At 52.6% G+C, this 14,374-nt stretch carries 17 protein-coding genes; 14 read left to right on the forward strand and 3 right to left on the reverse strand.

Going from position 1 to position 14,374, the window contains the following annotated elements; all coding sequences use genetic code 11:
- The first annotated feature begins 1 nt into the window (after position 1).
- Genes GP475_RS04505 through GP475_RS04530 form a run of 6 tightly spaced genes read left to right on the forward strand, consistent with a single transcriptional unit; the run spans position 2 to position 5,141 of the window.
- Positions 2-1,711 carry an ABC transporter family substrate-binding protein gene (locus tag GP475_RS04505; protein ID WP_187975442.1) on the forward strand — a complete coding sequence of 570 codons (1,710 nt, stop codon included), beginning with the start codon at positions 2-4 and terminating at the stop codon, positions 1,709-1,711.
- 17 nt (positions 1,712-1,728) lie between these two features.
- The gene (gene mshB, locus GP475_RS04510) at positions 1,729-2,658 is read left to right on the forward strand and encodes an N-acetyl-1-D-myo-inositol-2-amino-2-deoxy-alpha-D-glucopyranoside deacetylase (RefSeq protein ID WP_187975443.1); all 930 of its coding nucleotides are present in this window, start codon (positions 1,729-1,731) and stop codon (positions 2,656-2,658) included.
- Positions 2,645-3,058: a hypothetical protein gene (locus GP475_RS04515; RefSeq protein ID WP_187975444.1), complete on the forward strand. Its 414-nt coding sequence runs from the start codon at positions 2,645-2,647 to the stop codon at positions 3,056-3,058. Before mshB ends, GP475_RS04515 begins: the two co-directional genes overlap by 14 nt.
- Positions 3,059-3,094: 36 nt before the next feature.
- Positions 3,095-3,418, forward strand: coding sequence for a ferredoxin (fdxA, locus tag GP475_RS04520; RefSeq protein WP_187975445.1), 324 nt, complete (start codon positions 3,095-3,097; stop codon positions 3,416-3,418).
- 3 nt (positions 3,419-3,421) lie between these two features.
- Positions 3,422-4,534 carry a succinyldiaminopimelate transaminase gene (gene dapC / locus GP475_RS04525; RefSeq protein ID WP_187975446.1) on the forward strand — a complete coding sequence of 371 codons (1,113 nt, stop codon included), beginning with the start codon at positions 3,422-3,424 and terminating at the stop codon, positions 4,532-4,534.
- A gap of 40 nt (positions 4,535-4,574) precedes the next feature.
- The gene (locus GP475_RS04530; protein WP_187975447.1) at positions 4,575-5,141 is read left to right on the forward strand and encodes a GtrA family protein; all 567 of its coding nucleotides are present in this window, start codon (positions 4,575-4,577) and stop codon (positions 5,139-5,141) included.
- A 63-nt stretch (positions 5,142-5,204) separates the two neighbouring features.
- Here GP475_RS04530 and dapD read toward each other — a convergent pair whose 3' ends face one another.
- From dapD to GP475_RS04545, 3 genes are read right to left on the reverse strand one after another with little or no spacing between them, the layout of a single operon-like run.
- Complete coding sequence (gene dapD / locus GP475_RS04535) at positions 5,205-6,182, reverse strand: 2,3,4,5-tetrahydropyridine-2,6-dicarboxylate N-succinyltransferase (RefSeq protein ID WP_187975448.1); 978 nt, start codon at positions 6,180-6,182, stop codon at positions 5,205-5,207.
- A gap of 18 nt (positions 6,183-6,200) precedes the next feature.
- Positions 6,201-7,577: an amino acid permease gene (locus tag GP475_RS04540; protein WP_187975449.1), complete on the reverse strand. Its 1,377-nt coding sequence runs from the start codon at positions 7,575-7,577 to the stop codon at positions 6,201-6,203.
- A gap of 46 nt (positions 7,578-7,623) precedes the next feature.
- Complete coding sequence (locus GP475_RS04545; protein WP_187975784.1) at positions 7,624-8,526, reverse strand: DapH/DapD/GlmU-related protein; 903 nt, start codon at positions 8,524-8,526, stop codon at positions 7,624-7,626.
- Between the two features lie 125 nt (positions 8,527-8,651).
- Between GP475_RS04545 and dapE the strand changes: the two genes are divergently transcribed.
- The 8 genes from dapE to GP475_RS04585 all read left to right on the forward strand — a co-directional run bounded on the left by dapE (position 8,652) and on the right by GP475_RS04585 (position 14,351).
- Complete coding sequence (gene dapE / locus GP475_RS04550; RefSeq protein ID WP_187975450.1) at positions 8,652-9,761, forward strand: succinyl-diaminopimelate desuccinylase; 1,110 nt, start codon at positions 8,652-8,654, stop codon at positions 9,759-9,761.
- A gap of 37 nt (positions 9,762-9,798) precedes the next feature.
- Positions 9,799-10,566: an LOG family protein gene (locus tag GP475_RS04555; RefSeq protein ID WP_394367427.1), complete on the forward strand. Its 768-nt coding sequence runs from the start codon at positions 9,799-9,801 to the stop codon at positions 10,564-10,566.
- A gap of 53 nt (positions 10,567-10,619) precedes the next feature.
- Entirely contained in the window at positions 10,620-11,432 is an 813-nt protein-coding gene (folP, locus tag GP475_RS04560) for a dihydropteroate synthase (RefSeq protein ID WP_187975786.1), read from the forward strand.
- Positions 11,429-12,184 carry a glucosyl-3-phosphoglycerate synthase gene (locus GP475_RS04565; protein ID WP_187975451.1) on the forward strand — a complete coding sequence of 252 codons (756 nt, stop codon included), beginning with the start codon at positions 11,429-11,431 and terminating at the stop codon, positions 12,182-12,184. Before folP ends, GP475_RS04565 begins: the two co-directional genes overlap by 4 nt.
- The gene (locus GP475_RS04570) at positions 12,178-12,462 is read left to right on the forward strand and encodes a hypothetical protein (RefSeq protein WP_187975452.1); all 285 of its coding nucleotides are present in this window, start codon (positions 12,178-12,180) and stop codon (positions 12,460-12,462) included. The genes GP475_RS04565 and GP475_RS04570 overlap by 7 nt, the downstream gene beginning before the upstream one ends.
- A gap of 56 nt (positions 12,463-12,518) precedes the next feature.
- Positions 12,519-12,689, forward strand: a complete 171-nt coding sequence (locus GP475_RS04575; RefSeq protein WP_187975453.1) for a DUF3117 domain-containing protein — start codon at positions 12,519-12,521, stop codon at positions 12,687-12,689.
- Between the two features lie 113 nt (positions 12,690-12,802).
- Positions 12,803-13,672, forward strand: a complete 870-nt coding sequence (locus GP475_RS04580) for a methyltransferase domain-containing protein (RefSeq protein WP_187975454.1) — start codon at positions 12,803-12,805, stop codon at positions 13,670-13,672.
- A 19-nt stretch (positions 13,673-13,691) separates the two neighbouring features.
- Positions 13,692-14,351 (forward strand): LppP/LprE family lipoprotein, encoded by a 660-nt coding sequence (locus GP475_RS04585; protein ID WP_187975455.1) that lies wholly within the window; start codon positions 13,692-13,694, stop codon positions 14,349-14,351.
- Positions 14,352-14,374: the final 23 nt, after the last annotated feature.

Consider the following 14,374-nt stretch of genomic DNA (forward strand, 5'->3'; position numbering starts at 1 on the left):
GATGAGTAAAGTAGGGACCTTCCTGGGTACACGCCATATTACGGGGGTGATACTCAGCGCTGCTCTGGTACTAGGCGGTTGTGTGGCTAACCCAGGGCCGCCGCCAGTCGTTGACCCCCAGGCTGGGGATGACGCGCCAGCCCAGGAACAACCTGCACAACAAGATGCCTCATCGGGAGAGTCGGCTCGGACTGAAATTAATGTTGGGGTTGATCCACTTCGGAATGGATTAAACCCGCATCTCGTGGCTGATGAATCAGCGTTAGTGGAATCAGTTGCTGATTTGGTGTTGCCGAGCGCCTATGTCAATGGCCAGGTGAACTCTGATCTTTTGGCGTCAGTGACTGAGCAAACGCCTCCGGATGGAGTGTTAAAAACCTTGCGATACTCTATTCGTCCGGAAGCGCAATGGTCAGATGGTACCCCCATTACTGGGGCGGATTTTCGCTATTTATGGTTGGCAGTGACCACCACACCTGGTTCGATTGATGCGGCCGGGTATCGGGCCATTCGTGATATTAGGGTTTCTGATAATGGCCGAAAAGTAGACGTTGACTTCAACTCCGGATTGGTCGACACTCCGCGGCTTTTTCAGTATTTACTTCCCAGTCATCTGCTCGGAAACCCAAGCGGGTTTCATGATGCCTTGAAAACTAAAATTCCAGCTTCAGCAGGGCGTTTCCTGGTAGATAGCGTAGATCAACAGCGTGGCAGAATTATCCTGCATCGTAATGATCGCTTTTGGGGGCAAACTCCAGCGCAAGTTGAATGGCTCCGGCTCATCGAAATTAGAGACCAAGCCAGTGGAGTAGAGCAGTTACGCACCGGACAGATTTCTTATCTTGATCTCACCCCTACAGAAACGCTCAAAGACGTCATAGGTTTAGTGCCAGGGGTTCAAAACGCAGTGGTGGAAACTCCGCGTCAGTTGCGTTTGGTGTTTAATGTACGAGCCCCCAAAGCCCAACTAGGGGTTAACCGAGCTACTCTTGCTTCTTTGCTTGACCCTAACTTAGTGGCGGAGATTTCCGCAGGGAGGACCACGGAGCTTTCACTTCCACAAGGTAGGGAAGCAGCGAGTGTGACCACTGGTGTTACCTCTGAAGAGCGCGCCGCAGCTGAAAAAGCGTTGAAACAGCAATCTCTCGATAGTCCGGTGATTATTGGTGCGGACCCAGCTGATACCGCCGCACTGGCGGCAGCGAGGGCAGTCGTCGATACTCTTAATAACAAGGGAATTGAAGCCCAAACTAAGACGACAACAATAAGTGACTTTGCCCAGAATCTTTTACCCCAAGGCAAAGTTGATGCGATTTTAAGTTGGCGGGAAGTAAACGGGGATGCTATTGCCATTGCATCCCGATATCAGTGCCCCGAACAACTAAGTCCCACCGCTACCCAAGAGCAGAATCGCTCTAGCGCTAACCCAAGAATCAGTAACCTATCTGGTTTTTGTGATCGAGATGTGCAAAAGGAATTAGACGCTCTTTTAGCGCAACCTACTACGCGAGAAGAAGCCGCAGAATGGGCGTTAAGTTTAGAAGAAAAAGAGCATCTGAGTATGCCGCTGTATCGAGAGCGCCGAGTGCGAGCTTTAGGGCAGGGTATGGTAGGCCCCAGTTCGGATTTGAGTCAGTGGCCGGCTGGATTATCGAGTGCGGCGACGTGGCGAAGTGTTTCAGAATCTCGGACGTCTCAGGAAGTTAAATAGTGAGGAATTAGGGAGCTATGTCGGCTGAAAATCTACGCGGGTTGAGGGTCATGGCAGTCCACGCTCACCCCGATGATGAATCCATCACTATGGGCGGAACTCTGTCTCGCATGGCTCGCGCTGGGGCAGACGTTACCGTGGTGACTTGCACTCTTGGAGAACAAGGGGAAGTCATTGGGGACATCTGGAACAACCTCATTGCAGAGCACGCCGATCAGCTCGGAGGTTATCGGATAAGCGAGCTCAACCAGGCTTTAGCTGAGCTGGGAGTTCATGGGGAATTTCTCGGCGGTGCGGGACGCTACCGGGATTCTGGAATGGAGGGAGACCCCGCTAATAACCACCCCCGAGCTTTTATCCATTCCAGCTCCTCCGCCTTGGCTGAGTTAAAGAAACTCATCACTCGTCTCCAGCCTCACCTATTTTTCACCTATGGGCCAGAGGGAGGATACGGTCATCCCGACCACATCCAAGCCCATCAGCTTAGTGTTCGGGCTTTGGCGGACGTGGCCGAGGAAACTCAGTGGAAACCTGATCGGGTGCTGTACACCTATGTTGATACCGAGACTCAGCTTGCTGGTTTAGAGTCCATTCGGGTCGTCCCAGAAGGATGGCGGCGCGGAGAACCAGCAGAGTTGCCGAGCAATAGTGGTATGCAGTGTTGTGTGCCGCTGAGTGACGAGGACTTTGGGGCTAAAATTCGTGCCATGAAAGCCCATGCCACCCAAATCTGGATTGCCGATGGAGATAGCTCACGCACCAATCCACACCGGGCTTTTGCGGTGGTTGATGATTCCAGTTCCTGTGCGGCGGTATGGGCATTGTCCAACCTTATTGCTCAACCTCTTGCGAAACGAGAATTTTTTCACGTGGCTCAGGGAATCACAATACTCGACGACCTTAGCTTGCCATGGGAAGGCCTGGAGTGGACTAATGAAGACAACTGATCCCCAGCCATCACCTCGGTTTTCTCGCGGCGAAGTTATTGTTGCCCTGCTGTGGCTATCAGCCGCAGCATTGATTTCGTTGACCCTTGAAGTAGCCTATCTCTACGCAATTTTGCCCTTACCCGGTGGAATTCACCTGATTTTTCCCATCACGATTGTGCTGGCTGCACTATTTAACGGTGTGCTAACTAGAACCTCTCGATTATGGAGTCGTAACATGATAGTGGTTGCAACTCCGTTGATGGTGTGGGTTTTGGGGTACGCTTTGCTCACCATTTTCCCCACTTTCACGGGTAGTCAGCTTCTTGGCTCGACCCTGCGAAGTGTGTTGTTACTTCTAGCAGGAATAGCCGGGGGAGTGTGGCCCATACTGCGGCCTAGCTCTCCCACCCTCAACTAGACATTTGGTACTTACTGGAGTTCTGAGAGATCTGGAATGACCTACATTATTGCTCAGCCCTGTGTTGATGTGATGGACCGCTCCTGCGTGGAGGAATGTCCGGTCGATTGTATCTACGAAGGGAAGCGTTCCCTCTACATTCACCCCGATGAGTGTGTGGACTGTGGCGCGTGTGAACCCGCTTGTCCAGTGGAAGCAATTTTCTACGAAGATGATGTTCCCGACGAATGGGTAGATTATTACGACGCAAACGTCGCGTTTTTTGATACTTTGGGTTCACCCGGTGGCGCAGCACGCCTCGGGCCGCAAGACTTTGATCCGCCTTTCGTGGACGGACTACCCCCACAGAATCAGGACTAATTTATGCCTCGACAGCCGCTTCTCCACTCCCTTCCCGATTTTCCTTGGGACACTCTGACAGAGGCTCGACGTACAGCCGAGCAACACCCAGACGGAATAATTAACTTGTCCATCGGTACTCCTGTTGATGAGGTTGCCCCTGGGTTGCAGTTAGCCTTAAGTGAAGCAGCGGCAGAACCTGGTTATCCAGCAACCTCTGGCACGCTGGAATTGCGTGAGGCGCTAGCCGAGTCCTTAGCTCGGCGCTACGGGATAAGTGGTGTTGCGGAATCGGCAATCCTACCGGTGATTGGAACTAAAGAAGCTATCGCTTGGCTACCCACCTTGTTGGGGCTGGGGGCAGGCGATACCGTCGTTATTCCAGAATTGGCCTACCCAACCTATGAGGTAGGAGCACTACTAGCAGGCTGCCAGGTGCGTCGCACTGATGCGTTATTCAATCTGGGCCCTGAAACCCCGAGTTTGGTGTTTATCAACTCGCCCAGTAACCCGACCGGAAAAGTGTTGGGCATTGACCATCTCCGGAAAGTGGTGGAGTTTGCCCGGGAGCGTGACGTCATTATTGTGTCAGATGAGTGTTACCTGGGTCTTGGCTGGAATGATGAAGAACACCCGCCAATTTCTATATTGGACCCTCGAGTCTGTGAGGGAGATCATCGCAATCTGCTCGCGATCCACTCTTTTTCTAAGACGTCAAATCTGGCTGGTTACCGTTCCGGTTTCTTAGCTGGTGATCATGACCTAATTAGCGAGCTACTGGAGGTTCGTAAACACGCCGGCCTCATGATGCCCACCCCGGTGCAACATGCCACTCGTGCAGCCGCAGAAGATGATGCTCAAGAACAGCTCCAGAAATTGCGATACGCCGAGCGACGGGCACAGCTTCTTCCGGCGTTGATCAAGGCTGGTTTCCGCGTGGATGACTCCGACGCCGGATTGTACTTGTGGTCAACACGTCACGAAGACTGCTGGGACACCGTTAACTGGTTAGCACAACGCGGTATCTTAGTAGCACCCGGGGCTTTTTATGGCCCACGCGGTAAGCAGCATGTCCGGATTGCTTTAACCGGCACGGACAATGCCATAGCTGAAGCCGTTCAACGGCTACAATCATAGGGTTGCTTATACGCCAAAGGATGAGGAAGAGGCAAAGTACGTGTCTGCATCAGCCGCGGTCACTCGGGCCCGGGCCCGCGATAATCTGCAGCAGTTTATCAAGTTTGGCATTGTTGGCGGTTCCGGAACTCTAGTAAATATCGCGACGTTTGTGGTAGCGAAGAAAAGCTTTGGTTCTCTGGTAGGGATTTTTGCCGAAGACCCATTTCTTAACTTATTTGGCTCCCAATTCCATATTCGTTGGTACCACGTTTTTATGACGATTGCTTTCTTAGTCGCTAACCTGTGGAATTATCAGCTGAATCGTTGGTGGACTTTTCGTTCTCGTTATCGTCCATCATGGCTCAAAGGCTTTTTTGCCTTCCTCATGACTGGGATCGGGGCCTTCTTAGTGAGCTTGGTCGTAGCAACGCTCCTGATGAATCCCGAGTCCCCGCTAGCTCTTTCCCCTCGTATTTTTGATAATTCAACTGGTTTGCGAACTCCCTCGTACTGGGCAAATATTATTTCTATCGTGGTCGCTATGCCAGTAAATTTCATTCTCAATAAGCTCTGGGCATTTCGTAAACCAAAAGTTGCGGTTATTAGTAGCCAGGATCCACAATAAAGGCCTAATCTCCAGGGAATCAGCCCTCGAGATTAGGCCTAAAATTAGCCAATCATTGTCACATTAATTTGCGTGCAAGACGGCGTTGAGTTCCACAGCTTCAGTTTTCCACGGCACAGCCTCAACTGCTCCGGTGGTGGAATTGCGGCGATACAAAACGCCGCTAGCGCCAGATAGCTCTTTAGCTTTAATGGCAGAGCCGGATTCAACGTCCAAAGCTTCTGCCACGGCGTCGAGCACAGTGACTTTAGTTCCGGCGGTGACGTATAAACCAGCTTCTACGACGGAGTCATCTCCTAAAGAGATTCCTACCCCGGAGTTGGCTCCTAATAGACACCGCTTGCCAATACTGATAACAACTTTGCCTCCGCCGGACAGAGTCCCCATGATGGAAGCTCCGCCACCAATGTCTGAGCCATCGGCAACGACTACTCCCGCCGTAATACGACCTTCTACCATGGAGCTTCCCAGAGTTCCCGCATTGAAGTTCACAAATCCTTCATGCATAACCGTGGTGCCTTCTGCGAGATGGGCGCCTAAGCGGACGCGGTCAGCATCACCGATGCGTACTCCGCTGGGAGAAACATAATCGACCATGCGGGGGAATTTATCGATGGAGTAGACGGTCACGGGGCCGCGCTGTTGTAATTTCATGCGGGTGCGCTCAAATCCTTCTACTGCGCAGGGGCCGTGATTAGTCCACACAACATTGGTGAGCTTTCCGAAAATGCCGTCCATGTTGGCGTCGTGAGGCTTGATTATCCGCCAAGAGAGCAGATGGAGGCGCAAATAGGCGTCATAAGCATCGTGAGCTTTTTCCGAAAGATCAGAAATCACCGTTTCTATGGCAATACGTTCGACACCGCGGGCGTCATCTTTTCCGAGTAGTTGAGCAAGATCCTCCGGTAGGTCCTCTGCTGCGCGTCGGGATGTTCCAGATTCCACCGGCTCGTCAACGCGTTCTGGGTGAGGGAACCAAGCATCAAGGACGGTTCCTTCATCAGTGATTGTTGCTAATCCTAAGCCACGATAAGAAGTCATGCGCTTGAGATTACCCGATTAGCTGACGGCTTTAGCTTTGGACCGAGACAAGAACGACAATCCAACCAAGACCACCAGGATGACCGCAACAGAAGTGATTTCTGATCGGGCACTGTTGTCAAAGAGCATTAACACCACCAGGGAGCCCAGCATGACTAAAGAGAGGATGGGGATGAGCGGGAATGCAGGCAGATTGACAGTGGAAATTTCTCCAGTGCGTTGCAATTCTGGATGCAGCTTCAGATAACTCGTAGCGATAACGATCCAGATCACCACGAGACAGCCGCCGACTGCGTTGAGAAGGAAATCCAGCAGACCGGTAGGATTCCACCACTGCAGACCCACCGACACAAAAGCAAAAATCATGGACAGTAAGACGGCATTAGTGGGAACGCCGTGCCGGTTGGTGACTGCGAAAACTCGAGGGGAGTCGCCTTCAAGAGCGAGGGAGTGACACAGCCGGGAGGTGGCATAGATTTGCGCGTTGAAGGCAGAAAGAAGCGCCAAAACAATGACTGCTTCCATGAATCCCACGACGCCGGGAATGTTTGCCATGCCTAAGACGATGGTGAAGGGAGATTCTGCGGCGCTATCCGCCCCACCAATGGTGTCGTAGGGCATGAGGAAAGTAATGATGAGGACTGCGCCTAGATAAAAGACGGCGATGCGCCAGATGACTGACCGCACCGCGGTACGGATAGCTGCCGAGGGGTTCTCGGATTCCGCAGCAGCGATGGTGACGATTTCAATGCCGCCAAAAGCAAAGGCTACAGCTAATAAACCGGTGGCAACTCCGGAAAGTCCGTTGGGCATAAATCCCTGAGAGAGGAAGTTGGAAGTTCCGACGAAGGGGTGGCCGGGTAAAAGACCAAAAATGAGGAGTACGCCGATGATTAAGAAGAGCAGAATCACAGCGACTTTGATGAAGGCAAACCAAAACTCAAACTCTCCGAAACCCCGGACTTGGGCGAAATTGACGACTGCGAAGAAGATCACGCATACCAGGGCGGGAATCCACTGAGGGACGTTAAACCACGCTCCCATAATGGCGGCTGCGCCGGTCATTTCCGCACCGAGCACCATGATGAGCATGAACCAGTACAACCAGCCAAGGGTAAAGCCAGCCCAGTGCCCGTGTGCCTGACGAGCGTAGGTAGCAAATGACCCGGAGGCTGGGCGTGCTGCGGCAAGTTCTCCCAGCATTTGCATAACTAAAACCACAATGATGCCGGCAATAAGATATGCCACTAACACGGCAGGACCTGCGGCTCGAATACCAACCCCCGTGCCTAAGAACAGTCCGGCGCCAATGGCGGAGCCGAGACCCATCATGGTGAGGTGACGAGTTTTAAGACCGCGCCCTAGCTGGCCAGTCTGTTCCACTGAATGATTCATGAGAAATACCCTAGTCGGTACTGGGGTTATTTCTCTCCTAAATTGCTTAAGAAAGTCCTCGAACAACTGGTTCCGGATGCTCAGCTTCGGTATTAAGACTCCACCCCGAACGATTTTCCAGTTGAGAGCCGGGAATCAGCTGATCTCGCTCAACATCATAGATAGTTAAGTCTTTCTCAAGAATTACCTTAGTGCCGATGTGGCAGTCGTCGCCCACATTCATCCCAATGAGTCCAGAAGATACCCCAAAGGTGCAGTCTCTCCCCACCTGTAAGGGGCGCCGGGATCCATCTGCTTGTCGTTCCGCCATGATGATGGCGGATAAACCAACTTGGCAACCTTCTCCCAGGGTCACACCGGAGGATAACCGACCCTCAATTTTGCAGGGTCCTAGGGAACCTGAATTATGTGAGACGAAACCTTCTCGTTGAACAGTGGTGCCAGGCGCTAAGTGCGCACCCAGGCGGACACGTTCAGCCTCGGCTATTCGGACGTGATCGGGAACCACATAATCCACCATTCGGGGCAACCGATCAATCGCGTAGACGTGGATTAAACCTCGAGTGCGAAGCCGAGCTCGGACTAGTTCAAAGTTTTGTGGAGTAGAGGGGCCCTTATTAGTCCAGACCACGTCGGATAGAAGAGACATCGCCTGGCTCATATTAATCTGCCCCGGGGCGACGAGCCGGTGAGAAATTAAGTGGAGGCGCAGATAGACATCGTGGGCGTCGAGTGGGGGCGCCTGGAGATCTGCGATGCGCGTACGAACGGCAACCTGTTCGACCATCCGATCCTCATCTAGGGAGATCAGAGCAATCATCCGGGCAGACAATTCCCGACCCCAGAGACGTCGGGTGCCGTTATCAGGTTGCTTGTGATCCACCGAATCCGTCGTCGAATCAATTAACTGGGGGGCAGGGAACCACGTATCTAAAACGGTTCCATCCATGGCGATATTGGCAATGCCAGTAGCAACAGCTCCAAGGGTCGTCACGTAGGACTATTGTACGTCCTCAGTTTGCAGGCTCTCACGTTAGCCAGCCTAAACGGTCACAGTTCAGTAGGGTATGAAGAATGACAGGCGCAAAGAAGACCCTCAACCTAGAAACTGATCCAATTACCTTGACGGAAGAACTCGTTGATATTGCTAGCCCTTCCCATCACGAAAAAGATATTGCTGATGCAATTGAAGCGGCGTTAAAGCAGGTCGACGGGGTAGAGGTATGGCGCTTTAATAACAACGTCCTGGCGCGAACACAACGTGGATTAGGGCAGCGGGTGATTTTAGCCGGACACATGGACACCGTTCCGATTGCCGACAATGTTCCTTCGCACCGGGCTCAAGACAAAGACGGGCAGGACACCCTCTTCGGGTGTGGCAGTGTAGATATGAAATCTGGCTTAGCGGTGTATCTCCACGCCTTCGCAGTGTGTGCTAATGACCCCGCTCTTAAACGTGACATCACTCTGGTGGCTTATGAGGGAGAGGAGGTAGCCTCCGAATTCAATGGTTTAGGACACATTCAAGAGCAGCATCCCGAGTGGCTAGAAGGTGAAGTAGCCCTATTAGGAGAACCCTCGGGTGGAATCATTGAAGCTGGCTGTCAAGGTTCAATCCGGATCAAAGTCATTGCTGAAGGTGTTCGGGCGCACTCTGCCCGCTCGTGGCTGGGAATAAACGCCATGCACCGTTTAGCGCCAGTCTTAACTCGGATCATCGACTACCAACCGCGTGGGGTAGATATTGATGGTTGTGAATACCGGGAGGGCCTTAATGTGGTCCATGTTGAATCTGGGGTAGCCACCAACACTATTCCCGATGAAGCGTGGATGTTCGTGAATTTCAGATTCGCCCCTGACCGGAGCATTGATGAAGCAATAACCCATGTGCTCGACGTTCTCAACCTTGAAGATGATGAAGGGGTGAGCTACGAAGTTGATGATGCAGTGCCCGGCGCGCTTCCTGGTTTATCCCGACCCGCTGCAGCTGAATTAGTAGCTGCTACTGGAGGGAAATTCCGGGCAAAATATGGCTGGACCGATGTTTCTCGGTTTTCGGCTACAGGGATCCCCGCGGTGAACTTTGGGCCAGGAGACCCCTCTTTTGCGCATAAACGTGACGAGCAATGCCCGGTGTGGATGATTACTGAGGTAGCTAGCACATTGATCAATTGGCTTCGTTAAGCTTTCCTCAGCACGGCAGCAGGAATAACAAGAAAGGATTGCGGTGGCTGATACGCCAGGTAAGAAGAAACAGCGGATGTTGCGGGGACCGTTACTTCTCAGAAGCGATGAGCAGTCCCAGCAGCGCCAACGCTCGACGTATGACCAGCGTCTTTTTGAACTAGGATCCGACCATGATTGGCTGCATGCTGACCCTTGGCGAATACTGCGAATTCAGTCAGAATTTGTCACGGGATTTGACGCTTTAGCTAACCTCCCGGAAGCAGTCACTGTTTTTGGTTCTGCCCGAGTAACCCCTGACAACCCCTGGTATCAGAAGGGTATGCACCTGGGGCGGAGCTTAGCCGATGCTGGCTACGCAGTGGTGACCGGCGGGGGGCCGGGGTTGATGGAGGCGCCTAATCGTGGCGCTAGCGAAGCCGGCGGGCTATCGGTTGGTTTAGGTATTGAACTTCCCTTTGAGCAAAAGCTCAATCAGTGGGTAGATTTGGGGCTAAATTTCCGTTATTTCTTTGCCCGAAAAACAATGTTCTTGAAGTACTCTGAAGCCTTTGTGTGTCTACCCGGGGGCTTTGGTACTCTCGACGAACTTTTCGAGGTGCTCTGCATGGTGCAGACCGGAAAGGTCACTGATTTTCCTATTGTTTTACTCGGCGTAGAGTTTTGGGACGGTCTGGTTCGGTGGGTTAAGGAACGTCTGGTTAGTGAGGGGATGATTTCACCGGAGGATCCGGACTTATTCTTGCTCACTGATTCCGTAGAAGAGGCGGTAGACCACATTTTGATTCGGCGTGGGAAGTCATAGTGACAAAGAATAACTCCGGATTGCATCCGCTATTTAGCCCAGAACCTGCGGTGATGGCTATTGTGAACCGCACCCCGGACTCCTTTTATGACCAAGGCGCAACCTATGCTGAAGACGCTGCGGTGCGTCGTGCCCACCAGGTTATTGCTGAGGGGGCTCGAATTGTCGATATTGGTGGGGTCAAAGCCGGGCCCGGACCTGTGGTGGATATTGCTGAAGAAATTGACCGCGTTGTTCCCACGATCAGCGCCATTCATCAGCAATTTCCGGATGTCCTCATTTCGGTAGATACGTGGCGAGCGCCCGTTGCTGAAGCCGCCATCAAAGCGGGTGCGGGATTAGTCAATGACACGTGGGCTGGTTATGATCCGGAGCTTCTTGAGGTTGCTGGTCAGCATCGAGTGGGTTATGTGTGCTCTCATACCGGTGGGGTTGTCCCTCGCACCCGCCCACACCGGGTTCATTTTGATGACGTGGTTGAGGATGTCATTGCAGAGACAGTGTCTTTGGCGGAAAAGGCTATTTCGTGTGGATGTCCGGAAGAGTTGGTTCTTATTGACCCCACTCATGATTTCGGGAAAAACACTTTTCACGGATTAGAGTTGCTGCGCAGGGTAGATGAGATTGTTGCGACGGGGTGGCCGGTGTTGATGGCTTTGTCTAATAAGGACTTTATCGGGGAAACCTTGGATCGTGCGGTAGGTCAGCGGGTGTGGGGTACGTTGGCTGCAACAGCGTGGGCGACGGCCCATGGGGTGGCTGCTTTTCGCAGCCATGAGGTGGCCGAAACTGTGGATACCATTCGAATGATCTGTGCTATTTCAGGACAGATTCCGCCACTGAACACTGTGCGAGGTTTAGCGTGAGCAGTCATCGGTGTGCGAACGTGAGCGTCGTTATTCCAGCGTTAAATGAAGAACAAACTGTCGCTGGGGTGGTGGCGGCTGTGGCGGCTGATGAGCCGGGAGAAATCTTGGTTATTGATGCAGATTCGACGGATGCCACTGCGAAGGTGGCAGGTCAAGCTGGAGCGACGGTACTGAATTGGCGAGAGATTTTGCCGCAAATTCCGCCTCATCCCGGAAAAGGAGAATCGCTGTGGCGGGGGCTAGCTGCCGCCACCCACGAACTGGTGGTCTTCGTTGATGCAGATCTATTTTCGCCTTCGCCCGGTATGGTGTCTGCCTTGTCCGAACCTTTTCATGACTCATGCACTCAACTGGTCAAGGCACAGTATCGTCGTACCTTCCAGGGGAAACCGGAAGGTGGCGGTAGAGTCACCGAGTTATGTGCTAAACCAATTTTAAAGACGTGCTTTCCAGAGCTTGCTGCTATTCCTCAACCGCTCGCTGGGGAATACGCCTTGCGGCGGGAAACAGCGCTGCATCTCCCCTTCGTTTCAGGATATGGGGTAGAGGCTGGCTTATTGGTGGATATTTATCGACGCTTTGGGCTGCGCGCAATTCAGAGTGTGGATATAGGGACTAGAGCGCACCGGAACCGTCCTTTAGCGGACTTGGCTCCGATGGCCGATATTGTGGCTGCGACCTTGCTGGCCCGGGATACAGTTTCCCAGCGGCCACCCTTGGTTGAGGTGTTAGGAAAACAAACATGCTGAGTTGGATAATCTTAATTATTTCCCTGGCTCTTTTCGCGATGTTATTCATCTGGTTAATGGGCTCTGTCCTAGGACGGGGAGAACCTGAACCTCCGGATGATCCAGAACAAGTGATGGAGCGAAACTCGGAGGCTATCCGGGAGTGCCGGGTAGCGGACTTATCATTTGATCTGGCGTTTCGAGGGTATCGTGCAGATCAGGTAGATGCGGTGATTGTGCAGCTGCTAGAAAGAGTGGAGGAATTAGAAAGACGCCAGCAGACGCTCCAAAAACCGTAAGAGGGACTAAACTTAATCAAAGAAACTTGTTTTTTGACGTGAGGAGCCTGGTTCAAATGGCAGCAATGAAGCCGCGTACTGGTAGCGGACCTATGGAAGCGGTTGTGGAGAATCGCAAAATTGTGATGAGAATTCCTTCTGATGGGGGCGGGCGATTAGTCGTCGAGCTCAGCCATGAAGAAGCTGCCGAGTTAGGGGCTAAGCTCAGCGAAGCTGCCGAACAATAACGAGCAACATTTTTCTTGTGCTTGCTGGCTAAGCGGGGACGTATAACGCAAAACCACATTGAGCACCTAGTAGCATGGGGGCTATTCCTAATTACGAGAGGACGGGTGCGTACGTGCTCAGTGACATGATTGCGGTTTTGGCTGATCCGGAAGATGGCTCCCCGCTTCACAAAAGTGATGATCCATCGAGGTTGATCTCAGAGACAGGTCACCAGTTCAGCATTGACTCTTCCGGTTTTATCAATCTCACTGGCCAAGATAACCCCAGCGGTCATGGCGATGATCCAGCGATGATCGCCTCCCGGGAGGCATTCTTATCGGGAGGGTATTTTGCGCCCTTTGTTGAAGCAGTTACTGCCGCGGTATACGAGGCTTTGGATGACGCTGGAGTTCCTGATGAAGCCTCACCACTGATCTGCGAAGTGGGTGCGGGTACGGGCTATTATTTGGCACATTCTCTGGATGCAGTTGCCGGCTCACAAGGGGTGGGAATCGACGTTTCAACAGCGGCAGCCCAACACTTAGCCCAATGTCACCCCCGGGCAGTGGCGTTATTAGCCGACGCATGTTCTCGACTTCCTCTCCAAGATGAGTCCGTCGATGTTCTTAGCGTGGTGTTTGCGCCACGAAACGTCGCCGAATTTGCTCGGGTTCTAAAGCCGGGGGGACAGGTCGTTGTTTTAACCGCCGATACCGGGCATTTGGCGGAGCTCCGAGCCCCGCTAGGTATCCGTGATGTAGAACGTGGAAAAGTAGAGCAGCTCATCCAGCAATCACAAGGGCTCCTTCGTCCGGTGGGGCAGCCGCATTGCGTAGAATTTTCCATGCGCTTGGACCAGGAAGCAATTGCCGCCCAGATTGGGATGAGCCCCTCAGCGCAGCACATTGATCCCGATGACTTAGCCGAGCGGATTGAACTCCTGCCGGATTCTTTGAATGTCACTGCGCGTGCGGTTATTACCAGGTTGGGTTTGGCACAATGAGACTACAGTATGGAAGAAGGTGGGTTCCTTATCCACGACAGCAAAAGCACTGCTGGGTATTAACGGTTTGCTGCTTGTCGTTGTCTCGGTGGGCACGGGGGTGGTGCTTGGGTCAAAAAGTGCCCAGCAGAACAAAGCTCAAGAAACCCCCACCACTACGATGCACAGCACCGAGCGAGATGTTGAGTCTATTTCCACTACTAGTGAGGAAACATCGAGTGATACCCCTACGTCTACCTCGGCCGAACTCCACTGTGGTACGGATCTAGACGCTGAGGAGGTTCATCGGGCAGCAAACGAGGCAAGCAAAAAGTACGCCATTGAATTTGGGTGGATTTATTCCGGGCAGGGCAATTATGACCCCTGTAGGGATGTGAGTTATGTCCTTTTGGAGCAAAACTACAAGGGGAATAGTCAATTTCTTACCCTGACCCTGTTATTCCATAAGAGAGAGTATGTCGGGGTTGATTCGGACCGGCCGCAGCAGGTGCAGAAAGCTACTGCGGATCAGGATACTTTAACTATCACCTATCGGGATTGGGAATCCGGGATGGCTGATGGTGTTCCCAACGCTGGAATGGCTGCTTATACCAGCACCGTCACCTATTACTGGGATGGTAATAAAATTGCCCACCACGGCACTATTCCCAATGCTGGTTTGTCTCGGGTGGGGTCCTAGGCTTCCTGATCAAGGAAGCCTAG

The organism is Corynebacterium poyangense, from assembly GCF_014522205.1.
In the GTDB taxonomy this organism is placed as follows: domain Bacteria; phylum Actinomycetota; class Actinomycetes; order Mycobacteriales; family Mycobacteriaceae; genus Corynebacterium; species Corynebacterium poyangense.